This is a genomic window from Turicimonas sp. TL08 (genome assembly GCF_054660695.1).
Map to the genome: position 1 here is coordinate 30,953 of NZ_BAAGDP010000022.1, position 12,851 is coordinate 43,803.

11 protein-coding genes are annotated in these 12,851 nt (G+C 44.1%); 8 read left to right on the forward strand and 3 right to left on the reverse strand.

Features of this window, described 5'->3' with window-relative positions; genetic code table 11:
• Positions 1–32: 32 nt before the first annotated feature.
• Complete coding sequence (gene aroG, locus ACYQ4O_RS10505; RefSeq protein ID WP_308514705.1) at positions 33–1,094, reverse strand: 3-deoxy-7-phosphoheptulonate synthase AroG; 1,062 nt, start codon at positions 1,092–1,094, stop codon at positions 33–35.
• A 413-nt stretch (positions 1,095–1,507) separates the two neighbouring features.
• Here aroG and ACYQ4O_RS10510 point away from each other — a divergent pair, with 413 nt between their 5' ends.
• The 3 genes from ACYQ4O_RS10510 to ACYQ4O_RS10520 all read left to right on the forward strand — a co-directional run bounded on the left by ACYQ4O_RS10510 (position 1,508) and on the right by ACYQ4O_RS10520 (position 4,429).
• The gene (locus tag ACYQ4O_RS10510; RefSeq protein WP_302944631.1) at positions 1,508–2,122 is read left to right on the forward strand and encodes a lysophospholipid acyltransferase family protein; all 615 of its coding nucleotides are present in this window, start codon (positions 1,508–1,510) and stop codon (positions 2,120–2,122) included.
• A 3-nt stretch (positions 2,123–2,125) separates the two neighbouring features.
• On the forward strand, positions 2,126–3,082 hold the full coding sequence (locus ACYQ4O_RS10515; protein ID WP_236578555.1) for a phosphatidate cytidylyltransferase: 957 nt from the start codon (positions 2,126–2,128) through the stop codon (positions 3,080–3,082).
• A gap of 129 nt (positions 3,083–3,211) precedes the next feature.
• Positions 3,212–4,429, forward strand: coding sequence for an MFS transporter (locus ACYQ4O_RS10520; RefSeq protein WP_460175555.1), 1,218 nt, complete (start codon positions 3,212–3,214; stop codon positions 4,427–4,429).
• A 67-nt stretch (positions 4,430–4,496) separates the two neighbouring features.
• Here the strand turns inward: ACYQ4O_RS10520 and ACYQ4O_RS10525 are convergent, their stop codons facing one another.
• Both ACYQ4O_RS10525 and ACYQ4O_RS10530 read right to left on the reverse strand, forming a co-directional pair.
• Positions 4,497–4,799 carry a cytochrome c3 family protein gene (locus ACYQ4O_RS10525; protein WP_460175556.1) on the reverse strand — a complete coding sequence of 101 codons (303 nt, stop codon included), beginning with the start codon at positions 4,797–4,799 and terminating at the stop codon, positions 4,497–4,499.
• 91 nt (positions 4,800–4,890) lie between these two features.
• Positions 4,891–6,471 (reverse strand): FAD-dependent oxidoreductase, encoded by a 1,581-nt coding sequence (locus ACYQ4O_RS10530; RefSeq protein WP_277029890.1) that lies wholly within the window; start codon positions 6,469–6,471, stop codon positions 4,891–4,893.
• Positions 6,472–6,619: 148 nt separating this feature from the next.
• Here ACYQ4O_RS10530 and ACYQ4O_RS10535 point away from each other — a divergent pair, with 148 nt between their 5' ends.
• From ACYQ4O_RS10535 to ACYQ4O_RS10555, 5 genes are all read left to right on the forward strand, one after another.
• A complete protein-coding gene (locus ACYQ4O_RS10535) occupies positions 6,620–7,585 on the forward strand; it encodes a LysR family transcriptional regulator (protein ID WP_308514695.1) in 966 nt (321 codons plus the stop codon).
• Between the two features lie 332 nt (positions 7,586–7,917).
• Positions 7,918–8,589: a YczE/YyaS/YitT family protein gene (locus ACYQ4O_RS10540; RefSeq protein WP_308514693.1), complete on the forward strand. Its 672-nt coding sequence runs from the start codon at positions 7,918–7,920 to the stop codon at positions 8,587–8,589.
• A 210-nt stretch (positions 8,590–8,799) separates the two neighbouring features.
• Positions 8,800–11,841, forward strand: a complete 3,042-nt coding sequence (locus ACYQ4O_RS10545; RefSeq protein WP_460175557.1) for a DUF3427 domain-containing protein — start codon at positions 8,800–8,802, stop codon at positions 11,839–11,841.
• Position 11,842: 1 nt separating this feature from the next.
• A complete protein-coding gene (locus ACYQ4O_RS10550) occupies positions 11,843–12,241 on the forward strand; it encodes a (deoxy)nucleoside triphosphate pyrophosphohydrolase (protein WP_308514689.1) in 399 nt (132 codons plus the stop codon).
• Positions 12,242–12,262: 21 nt separating this feature from the next.
• Positions 12,263–12,851: IS607 family transposase (locus ACYQ4O_RS10555; RefSeq protein WP_460175558.1), on the forward strand; the 589-nt coding region annotated here is incomplete at its 3' end.

Consider the following 12,851-nt stretch of genomic DNA (forward strand, 5'->3'; position numbering starts at 1 on the left):
AGAGGCGGTTTTACCGCCTCTTGTCATTGGTGCTACCTAAGCCAATCGCGTCTTGCTCTTACTGCCTTAGCAAGTTTATCAATTGCCTTGACTGTATCTTCCCAACCAATACATCCGTCGGTAATGGATTGACCGTAGGTGAGGTTAGGATTGCCTTCTAAGGGCTGATTGCCTTCCACAAGATTGGATTCAATCATGACGCCCATGATTTTGCGGCTTCCTTTTTCTAACTGTCCGCAGATGTTCTCAATAACATCCAATTGTTTTTTGTATTTCTTCTCGCTGTTTGAATGGCTCGCATCGATCATGACGGAGGCAGGCATCCCGGCTTCTTCAAGTTTTTTGCAGCATTCTTCCACGCTTGCTTCATCATAATTCGGAGTCTTTCCACCACGTAAAATGACGTGTGCATCTTCGTTCCCGCCGGTAACGACGATGGCAGAGTGACCGCCTTTGGTAACCGATAAGAACACGTGTTCATGTTCAGCAGCTTTGACGGCATCAATAGCAATTTTTACGTTGCCGTCCGTTCCGTTCTTGAATCCCACGGGACAAGACAGGCCGCTGGCTAATTCACGGTGGACTTGGCTTTCAGTGGTTCTGGCGCCGATAGCTCCCCATGAGATGAGGTCGGCGATATACTGCGGCGTGATCATATCGAGATACTCGGTACCGGCCGGAATGCCAAGTTCATTGATATTGAGAAGAAGTTCTCGAGCGATTCTCAGTCCCTGGTTAATTCTAAAACTGTGATCTAAACCGGGATCATTGATTAAGCCTTTCCAACCGAGGCTGGTGCGAGGTTTTTCGAAGTACACACGCATGATGATTTCGAGATCATTGGCGTATTTCTTTTTGAGTTCTACGAGCCTTTCTGCATATTCAAGAGCAGCCTTAGGATCGTGAATTGAGCAGGGACCGACGATTAAAAGAAGACGATCATCTTCTCCATAAATAATCTTGTGAGCATTCAGACGTGCGTGATGTACGGTTTCAGATGCAAGTTGTTCACAAGGGAACTCTCGGATTAAATGGGAGGGCGGAGTTAATTCTCTAATTTCTTTAATTCGAAGGTCATCGGTTGCGTAGCTCATTGGTTGCCTCATGTTTTATAAAAATTGAAATCCAAAAAATTAAACCGCCGGTTTTTTGCCGGCGGTTGTGAATTTTGTGCTTATGGAGGTTGCAGTCTATTCTCCCGCCGAGGCCGGAAAATAAAAGAAATAAAAATTGAAAGAAGCTGCAAACATTATTTATCTCACCATAACGTGTAAGAGTAATTTATCTCAAAATAACTGAGAATTTCAAAAAACTCAGAACAATTTGAATTTGAATCAGGACTGGTAAGGAAAGTCCTAATAGGACTGAGTACATCCGAATAACTACCTATAGTTCAAATGTTCACCAAAAAATTGAAGATCCATAATGGTATTGAATCATTTTTAGTCAATTTCCGTGCAGAAAAAGGCATAATTCGACTTACAACTAAGTTTTAGGAAGTTTAATCTTGAAGCATCTATTTCAATTCATGACTCCAATGGTTTGGATGACCAAACTATTGGTCGGCGCCTATCCTCAGTGGGTAGGATGCGCACCTGAAAGAAAGCAGAGGATTTACTTTGCTAATCACACCAGTCATTTGGATACTATTGTTATTTGGTCCGCTCTTCCTAAAGAACTTAGAACCAAGACAAGACCGGTAGCCGCAAAAGATTACTGGCAGTCTGGCATCCGCAAAAGAATTGCGGTCGACGAGCTGAATGTGGTTTTGGTAGATAGAAAAAGGACGGAGAATTCCGATCCGATGGATCCGATGAGACAAGCGCTCCGAGAGGGCAGTTCTCTGATTATTTTCCCGGAAGGAACTCGTACGCCTCAAGCTCTCCCCGGACCTTTTAAGAGCGGTTTATGGAGACTTATGACAGAATTTCCGGAAGTTGAGTTAATTCCGGTTTATCTCGAAAACCTCCATCGATCGATGCCGAAAGGTGCACTTCTTCCTGTTCCGACCATGTGTTCAGTGCGTTTCGGGGCGCCGCTTCCGCATTCGCCAGACGAAGGAAAAGAAGAATTCTTAGAAAAGGCCAGAGCCTCCATCATCAAACTCGCAAGGGAGCTATAAAAGATGAATGAAATGAGATGGGGTTTTTCAACGAGTGAAGCCTATTTCACGATTTTAGCTGTTTTAGTGGTTTTGACAGCGATTGGTACTTTTATCGGTCAGTGGCTCTCTTCCAAGTCCACGACGGATTTAGCCATTAACAGAAACCGAATTATCAACTCTCGCATTCGTGCCGCTTGGGGATTGATTTTTGTTTTTGCAGTTGCTGTCTATCTCGGCCAAGGCGCTCTGGTTTTTATTTTTGCCATTGCCTCTTTCTTCTCCTTGCGCGAGTTTATCGCACTGACACCAACACGGCGCCACGATCATTCAATTCTTATCCTAGCGTTCTACGTTGCTATCCCGGTCCAATATATCTTGGTCTGGCTGAACTACTACAACCTGTTTACGCTCTTTATTCCGGTTTATCTTTTCTTAGCTCTGCCGGTAGTGATGGTATTGAGTAAAGATACAGATCGTTTCTTAGAGCGCGTAGCCAAAGTCCAATGGGGCATCATGCTCTGTATTTTCTGCGTCAGCCATGCCCCTGCTATCGCTTCAATTGACTTACAGCGCTATCACTCGAGCGGATTGTTTGTTCTTCTTTACTTTTTAATGGTTTTATATTTTGCTGATCTGTTCCAGATTCTGGCTTCAGCAATTTTCGGAGGAAGACCGAGTTTCAGTAATCCGAATAAGACTTACAAGGGCATTATTCTTGGCAGTATCGGTGCATTAGCCATTGGGTCTGCTCTTTTCTGGATGACTCCTTTCAGAGCTTGGCAAGCCCCTCTGATGTCTTTACTGATTATCGTATCGGGTACCTTGGGAGGCTTGGTGATGTCCTCCGTTAAGCGTTCACTCGGCGCAAAGCGTTTGGATAACACTATGCTCCTTACCAGAGGAACTTTGGACAGGCTTGAAATGCTGTTCTTTGCAGCCCCTGTTTATTACCATGCACTTTTACTATTCTTCAATTAATTAGTTGTATTTTCAGAAAAACTCTTCGCCGAGAAATCCCGAAGAGTTTTTTTCTGCCTGAATTGATTAAAAAATCGAGGGGTAGGACCCTCAGCCCATTTATAGTGGTTTCCATGATACGGAGGAAACATGCTTGGGCTAACAAGACTTGGAATTCAGGCTTTTTTAGCTGCCATGGGTATCCAACTGGTCTCGTCTTTGATGGGTACCGCAGTGGCAAGTATTGCACCGGAGATTGCAAAGTCTCTTAATGCAAACAGCACCTTTGCCGGCTTATACATTGGCTTTTTGTATGTAGGTGCGTGCATTTCGTCGTTAACCGGAGGAAACTTCATCCGGCGTTACGGTCCGGCCCATATTTGTATGATTGCATTGACAGTTGCCATTATTTCTTTGCTTCTGTGCATGGTTCCATGGGAAGTCTGCGTAATCTTTTCCGCCTTTGTTTTAGGCCTGGCTAAAGGTCCTTTAATGCCGGCCATCAACACCATGCTGAGCCGTCAGTTGGAAAAAGGCCAGTACAACACCGTCTTTTCCATCAAGCAATGTGCAGGTCCGGTAGGAATGGCTTTATCCGGTTTAGTAATTCCATTTTTAACCGTTCGGTACGGATGGCGAGTGGGTCTGTCTTTTGTCGCTGTATTGTGCGCCATAACCGTTATTTGGAGCATGGCTATCCGCAAGAGCCAAGATGCCAGTTACCAATTCAAAGATGAGCCGATAACTCTATCTCATTTAGCCGACAGTATGAAATTAGTCCTGCAGACTCCTTTGCTTCTGCGTTTATCCATACTCAGCATCATCTACAAAGGCCTGCAGATGTCGGTTTTAGCCTACATGGTCGTGTTCCTGTCAGACATGAAGTTCTCATTGGTTTTCGGGGGTATTGCCTTAGCTGTGAGCAACTTCGGTGCTATTGTGGGAAGACTATTCTGGGGCCAAGCCGCCAACAAGCTTCATTCTTCGCGGAAAGCTCTGGCCTATTGCGGTATTTTGATGGGAGCATTCACTATCCTTTTGAGCTTTGTTACTTCAGGCTGGGCTCAGTGGCTTGTGTTAGCCATTTCCTTCATACTGGGAATAAATTCCTTAGGCTGGAGCGGTGTATTCTTTGCACAAGTTGCCAAAGCAGCTCCGGAAGGAAAAGTTGCTGAGGCTACAGGCGGTGTGGATTTCTTCTCCTTTGTAGGTGCTATTTTCGTTCCGATGGCCTTCGGTTTTTTAGGGCATCATTTAGGAGAGTTCCAAACCGGCTTCTGGATTGTGTCCGGTGTCACGATTGCCGCGGCACTTTACTTGCTCTTTGTTCCGGATATCGATCCGAATACGCAGGCTAAAAAGGCCTAAGAGAATAAGCAAAAAAAGGGCCGAACAATTCGCTCGGCCCAATCTACTGCTCAACTATGCAAGAATCTCAAGGAGTCTTGAAATTGAATCTTTGATCGTCTTTGTTCTTATGGCATTCTCTGCAGTAGACAACGCTTTCAGAATGTTCTTTGTGACATAAAGTGCATCTGAGCTGTCCGGCATGGGAATCATGAGGATTCGGATTCATCTTTGCTGTCTTAGCTGCGACAGCTTCGTAATTGTGGCACTTCATGCAGCTCTTAGATTTAGCGGCTGAAACCGGAGCGGCTGTGTTGTGGCAAGCTTCGCAGTTAACATTTCTTGCTTGATGCTTGAATTGTGAAGGAGCAGCCAATACAGCGGAGCTCATGCAAAAAAGGCCAGCTATGAGAAAAGGCAGATATTTCATGGGGATTCTCATGACCGGCCCTTTCAGGGCCGGTTCCTATTGTTGATTAAGGTTACTTACCTTCTTTGATGGCTTGGATAGCGTTGGCTGCACCGACGCGACCGCTGGTCATTGCAAAGGAAGAAGCAGAACCTTCGCACTTCAAGTCATAAGAAGAGTCATACAGACCGCCGATATCCTGGCCAACTACGTAAAGGTTAGCAATCACGTCGCCTTGCGGGTTAGTTGCTTCGAACTTCGGAGTAACTGTAACGCCGCCGAGGGTTAAGAAGAATGCACGGATACCTTTCAGAGCGTAGTAAGGACCTTTCTGCATATCGAATGTTGCCAAATGTTCAGGCAGACGTCCGAATTCAGGATCTTTACCGGCCTTAGCGTATTCGTTAACTTTTTCCATTGTGGCGCGGAGATTTTGCGGAGGAACACCGATCTTTGTTGCCAAATCTTCGATGGTGTCACCCTTGAAGGCCCAGCCTCTCTGCTGACCGATTTCATAGGTCTTCGGGAGAGCTTTCAGAGGAACACCGGCCAAAACGATAGCGTTGAACGGAAGAAGAGCTCCCTTGTTAACCAATTGGTCGTACTTCTGCTGGTCGATGATGTTGTACATTACACCGCCGGCTGTTGTCATGGCGTTATATACGTCTACGAAGACGGAGCCGCGGGATTCGTTAAAGAAGCGGTTGCCGTGCTGGTCAACCCAAAGCCATGGCTGAGCAAGTGCGCAGCGGCCTTGTTTGAGTTCGTCCGCACCCATGAATTGGTTAATCGGAGGAAGGTCAGGGAGGTAAGGGGCGTTACCGGCGATAGCGTGCATGCCTTTTACACCTGCGCCAACCATCTGAGCCATCTGGATGCCGTCGCCTGTACGGCCGTCGCCGTTCTTACCGTCGGTAACCGGGCCTCTGTACCATACCGGTTCAAACATACCGAGAGCGGAAGAATCGTTAACGTACTTAGCCAACATTTCTTTGTTGGATTCGAAGCCGCCTGTTGCGAGGATAACTTTCTTGGCCTTGACGATAACTTTATCGCCTTCGGCGTCAACTGCTTCAACGCCTACTACTTTGCCGTTTTCGACAAGAAGTTTCTTAACAGGAGTTTCTGTCAGGATTGTGCCGCCTTTTGCTCTGACTTCCTTAGCGAAGCGCTGAACGATTCCTGCTGCGCCGCCTTTGAACAAGTGCCATGTCATCAAAGATTCTTCAGGAGAGTACATGGTACGGATACCGCGCATTTCAGCGCCTTTGTCCATGACCCAGTCAATTGTTTTACCGGATTCTTCAATCAAAACGCGGAGGACATGTGGGTCGGCTCTGTAGTGGTGGAATTGCAAAGCAGCTGTCAAAACTTGGTCAACAGTTGTCTTGATGCCATGTTCTTTTTGATAGCGAGTGCCGACACCTAAAGAACCTTCAGGGAAGTTACCAGCGCCGCCAAGGGCCGGTTCTTTTTCAAGAACGATTGGTTTGACGCCTACGTCAACGGCATGTTGAGCAGCTGCTAAACCAGCGAGACCGCCGCCGACGATAACCAGGTCAGTTTCTAAATATTGTGTAGCGAAAGCAGGAAGTGAAAACGTAGTTGCAAAAGCGGAAGCAATAGCAACAGAAACGAAATGTCTTCTTAACATAGTTAACTCCTTGGAATGATTGGGTTTTTTCTCAACCTCTGAGTGACATTGTAAAAATAACGGGTGGTAAAATGAGCATGTAAATATTGCAAAGATATCTATGCAAATAATGCAATTGAATCCTTTTTAACCTCAAAAGGCGATTTTTATGGGCGTGAAAAACTTAGAACAACTGACGCTTGGCGATCTTCAATTTTTAATGGCTCTTGAACGGGCAGGCGGCATAACAAAAGCCGGAGAGGCAATGAATCTTTCTCCTTCAACGGCATCACGTACGCTGAAGAGAATTCGAGAAATCCTAGGAGACTCTTGTTTCCTCAATGTCAAAGACGGATTGGTGGCAACGGAATACTTTTCCAAAATCAAACCCGTTATTCAGGATATATTAGAAAGGATGCAAGGGCTTAATCCGGAAGGGTTCTCACCGGAGAAATGTCGAAGATGTTTTCGAATTAGCTGCATGATGGCTGAGGTGTCAAGAATTATCGGAGGAATTGTTCCGACTTTTCTTCAGCAGGCACCATTCGCAAGTATTCACCTAGCTCACCACGACAATGAATTTGAACAAGTTCTGTCAGGGAATGTGGATTTTGCTATTGTGACCCGGGTTGGCTTACCGCCTGATATCCATTATTTGGATCTGTACCCAATTGAGCGAGTAGTTCTATTTCGGAAAGGTCATCCGCTATCTAGGCTAGGCCGTCCATTAAAGACATACGATCTTCAGATGTATGACCGCGCCAGCATTTCTACGGGACGTCATAATCATTGGCCTGGCCCCGATCAAAGTATATTTCCATTCGAAAAATTTAGAGAAAGAACGCGACTAACCACGACTCGATTTAATGTCGTTTGGGAGGCTCTTGAGAAGACCGATTTGATTTCCATCTGCGGATATAGAGCAGCAGAAATTGCAGTCAAGGCAAATGATCTGGAATTCTTACCATTACCTTCGGAAATTGCGGAACCCAATATTTGGAATTCTTTAATTTGGGGTGAGAGGGCGCATCAGGATGCAGGCTGTATTTGGCTGCGGAAGATTTTTGCCGAATGGGGAAAGGCGGATACGAAAAGAGTACAGAAATTGGTTAATTCTCAAGGCTATCGGCATTAAGAAAGATTGGCCTTTTACAACAAGAATTAAGTGAATGAGAAAGATACTCAGGATTCTCTCTCATTGACTTAGGCGGCCTTAGTACCTAGCATATTTTCAGCCAAATAGAAAAGATTGAAGGTCTCGGCTTGCCGTCCCAAACTCATTGTCTTGTTCCTTTAGTGACGGCAGTTCTTGTTTTGATATGAAATTGGGGCATCAAGAAAAGATTTTGCTTGATATGCGGAGCAACGTAATCGCATAGCTTCTTAATAACAGCGAATTTGGAAGCCTCACCAAAAATCTTTCTAGCCGGCAAATAAATTTCACATGGCAATAGAGGGGGGAGTTCCGTGCTAGATGCGCATACACAAAAAAGACTTGTCGCGTTTTTGTTAGGACTGTCTATTGCAGCTTTTGGCGTGGGACTTATTGTCAAAAGTGAATTGGGCGTCAGCCCGGTCATGTCGGTACCTTACGTAGTTTCTCTTTATTTACCGTTTACTTTCGGGACCTGTGTTGCCGCAGAGCAAATTATTTTGTTGGCTTTACAGAAAGTAATTTTGAAGTCGGATTTTAAGTTGAAAGCTTTATGGCAATTTCCGACGGCCGTATTCTTTGGCGTCCTTTGTGATGCCGCTCTCTTCTGCTATTCATCTTTTTCTTTGACGGCATATTACGAACGTATTTTGGCGCTTTGCCTTGGGATTTGTATTTTGGCTATTGGGTTGTGTTTTCAATTTACGGCAAATGTTTCGGTGACAGCGCCCGATGGCTTTATGTTAGCTCTAGCCCAACGTTTTAACTCTACTTATGCAAAGGTAAAGGTTTCGGCTGACTGGCTGTTTGTTGCCCTTAGTGTCGGACTATCTTTCTATTTCTTTTCGGAACTACAAGGTGTGCGCGAAGGAACCTTAATCAGCGCACTTGGTGTCGGAACTGCTGTGGGTCTAGTAAAGCCGACAGTGCAGACTTTCTTGAGAGAAAGACTTCTAACTTCTACAAGTTCAATGAGAAATGAATAGGGACTGTTTTTTGAATTGAATTTAAGGATTTCCAGAAGGATGGTTGCTCTTCAGAAACTTCAAGCTCAATTAAGTCCTCTAACTCATTTTGCGTTATACCTTCCAGAGTTGTTTTGTGGCAGGATAGGTTGATAAGATCCAAGCGGTGTCCTCTCAGTTATAAGAGGAAACAAGAACAAACTTAGAAGATCTATCCGGTCTCTTTTCAATATGCAGTCCATAACAGACACACAGAAATCTTTAGAAAGAAGTTTACTAACCTCGTTTATCGACGCTAATGTATCCGACTCAGATCCTCATCTGCGTGCAGATTTGCTCTGTAATTCAGTAGGAGAGAAAGGTGAATACATAAAAGTATTGCCGGAGTTATTGGACGAGCTAAAGGACTGTGACTCTTTTGACATGAGTGTGGCTTTTATAACCCAAGGAGGTTTGAGCCTGCTGAAACAAACGTTGAAGGATGATGTGTATGGGGAGGGGCGCAAAGATAAAGTAAAAGGAAGGCTATTAACCACGGACTATAACCTCTTTACTGATCCTCGTGCACTCAGGCAAATTGAAAAGTATTTTCCGGAGCTTCAAATCAAACTTTACCGCTGTGAAGATGCTGTAGGCTTCCATACGAAAGGTTTTATGTTCACTCGGGGTGATGAATGTCGTTTCATCATTGGCAGTTCAAACCTTACACAGAATGCTTTGACCACAAATTTCGAGTGGAATATCAGGCTCGTATCTCATAAAACTGGTCAGCTTCCCAAAAAAATTAAAACGGAATTCGAGTATCTATGGGAGCATCCGAATAGTTTTCCTTTGAAAGAAGTGATTGATGATTACGAAGTTGAGTGGAGAGCTGCGAGGAAAAGATTCAAACAAAATAGAATTGTGGCGACGCAACAGGAGACGGTGAAGGCGATTCGGATAGAACCAAACTCTATGCAAAAGGTCTTTATTAAGAATGTGACTGAGCTTTATCTATCTGGCCAAACTAAGGCATTGTTAATCTCAGCCACGGGGACAGGAAAGACTTATGCAGCAGCTTTAGCAGTTAGGCATCTCATGAACTTGCGAACAAAGAAGGAAGATGAAAGTTCGAAAGTTCTGAAAGCGCCTAAAAAAATTCTATTCATTGTTCACCGAGAGCAGATTGCAATTCAAGCAAAGAAAAGCTTTGAGCGGGTAATTGGAACAAAGAATCTATCGTATGGCTTGGTCTCAGGTCATTCCTTTGAAATAGACAAAGATTTAGTTTTCGGAACTATGCAGACCCTATCCAAAGCCGAAGTGTTGGAGGGAATTAATCCGAAGAAATTTGATTTAGTTGTTATCGATGAGGTTCATCGAGCAGGCGCTGATAGTTACTCCAAAATTATGGCTCATTTACAGCCAGATTTCTGGCTTGGAATGACTGCAAGCCCAGACAGGCCGGACGGAAAAGATATCTATAAGATTTTCGACAATAACATTGCTTACGAAATCCGACTGCAGGGTGCCTTAGAGGAAGATCTGTTGGTACCCTTCCGATACTACGGTATTGCAGATCTGGAAATTGACTCACTGAAGTTCGATAAATTGAAAGATTTTAGTTGTGTTGAATTTGACCAGAGAGTAGATCACGTTATTAAACAAGCTGAAGTTTATGGACATGCTGGAGATCGGGTCAAAGGACTTGTATTTTGCAGGACTATTGAGGAATGTGCGGCTTTTTCGGAGAAATTTAATAAGAAGGGGTTTAAGACGGTCGCTCTCTCTGGAAAAGATTCAATGGAGAAGAGGCTAGAATGCGTCGAAAAACTATCTCACGGAGAAGGGGAAGGGAGACTAGATTATATTTTTTCTGTAGATATCTTTAATGAAGGTATTGATGTCCCAGAAATCAATCAAGTTATTTTTTTGAGACCAACAGAAAGCCCTATTATTTTCGTTCAACAGTTGGGCAGGGGACTAAGAAAAGCCGAGGATAAGGAGTTTTTGGTTGTCCTCGATTTTATTGCTAACTATCAAAACAATTACTTAATCCCTGTAGCCCTTTCCGGTGACAATTCTTATGATAAAGATGTCATGCGAAAAGTAGTAGGTCTAGGAACACGAACTATACCCGGGGCCTCGACGATAGAATTTCAGACAGTCGTAAAGCAACGCATACTAGATTCAATCGACACAGCAAGAACCAACGATGCGGCTTTGCTGAAAGAGTCGTATCGAATTCTGAAGAATAAATTGGGACGAATTCCACGACTGACCGAGTACAAAGATCACAATGGAATTGATCCGGTAAAGTTCTTTATGAATCCTAAATACCGGTCTTACTATGGATTCCTAAAGGAAAATGAAGATTCCTACCAAGTTCGGCTAACCCCGCGAGCTGAAAGTATGATCCGATATCTCTCATCAAAACTAGGCGCGGCCAAACGTATTGAGGAATGTGTTTTATTAAGGCTGGCGTTGCAGAATCCAAACGGGGTACTCAAAGAAGATTTTGAAAGCATTCTGCAAAACGAATTGAAGCTTAATCCTTCTCCTCTTCTTTTAAAGAGTGTTTTCAATAACCTATCTGCTAATTTTTTCAGAAATGAAATAGAAAAGAAAGGAGCCGGAGACGTTGTTTTTGTAACGCGCACAGAGTCGGGTGATTTCCGAGCATCCAATCAACTAAAGGAAGAACTAGAGAATAACGGACCTGGGTTTAGAGACTGTTTGGAGGATTTATTAGACTTCATGACTCAACGTTACGAGGACAGGTTTAGTAAAAGATACAAGGACACCTCCTTATGTTTGTACGAGAAATATTCTTATGAAGATGTGTGCCGTCTACTGAACTGGCCTAAGAATCCTCCGGCTCAAAATATTGGAGGGTATAAGTACGATGAGACAACCAAGACTTTGCCTGTTTTTGTCAACTATCACAAGGCTGAGGATGCCATTGCTTATGAAGACAGATTCGAGTCGGAGAAAAACCTTATTGCCCTTTCAAAGACAAAACGCTCAGTTGATTCAGATGACGCAAAACGGATTTATAAACAATCTCCTGAAAATGAAGAGAATAAGATCTATTTGTTTGTTAGAAAAAACAAAAATGACAGCGAAGCAAAAAGCTTTTATTTCTTGGGGGAGATGAAGGCGGAGGGAATGCCTGAACCAGTAAAGGTCCCAAGTGGAGCAGATCCTTCTAAGATGGAAAACGCCTTTGAAATTCAGTATGTTTTAGATACACCAGTTCGTAACGATATATACGATTATTTATGCGGGGAATAGAGTGAAAACAATAGAAGTAGTGGCAGCCATTATCCACAAAGATCATAAAATTTTGGCGACACAACGTGGGTATGGTGACTTTAAAGACGGCTGGGAGTTCCCGGGCGGAAAAATGGAAAAAGGTGAGTCTCCGGAAGCCGCTATCGTTAGAGAAATTCGTGAGGAGCTGGAAGTTGAAATTGAGCCAGAAAAACTTATTACAACAGTTGAGTACGACTATCCGAATTTTCATTTAACAATGCACTGCTTCCTTTCTAGGATTGTTTCAGGAGAAATAGTTCTCACTGAACATGAAGCGGCAAAATGGCTGGACAAAAGAGAGTTAGATACAGTCGATTGGTTGCCCGCAGACGTAGAGGTTGTAGCGGAACTGAAAAAGGTATTAGGGGTTAAAAACTAGCCACGAAATTGTTGTGTAATCTTGTACAAACAAGGACAATACCCACCTTTTCAGAAGAAGCGTCTAGATTTTTCTCTCCTTTCGGTAGGAGAATTAGCAGCTAAATTAGGTGTTACCTCAGCAACCATCCGCCGCTGGTGCCGTTCCGGTAAACGGACTGAGACTCTCCGAACTGTCGGGAACCATCGTCGTTTTGCTTCTTGCTCTTTCTCTCATTTAATAAAAAAGGAGGAACGCCGCAGTATCGGATATGCCCGAGTCTCCAGCCACGATCAAAAATCTGACCTTCAGTCCCAAATTCAACGTCTTAAAGACAGTGGCTGCGATGAAGTTATCTCTGATCTCGGCTCCGGATTAAACTGCAAAAGGCCGGGATTAAAGAAGCTGCTGGAAGCCATCTGGAGCAGTACCGTAAGCTCTCTTACATTGACGCATGCCGATCGTCTTTTACGGTTCGGGAAGGAATTAGTCTTCTACTGGTGCAAACAGTTTAATGTCTCGATTCAGATTCTCGATGATCCGGAAGACGAAGCTTTTGAAACGGAACTGGTTAAGGATGTAATTACGCTGATGACTGTGTTCTCGGCTCGTCTTTACGGAAAAAGGAGCT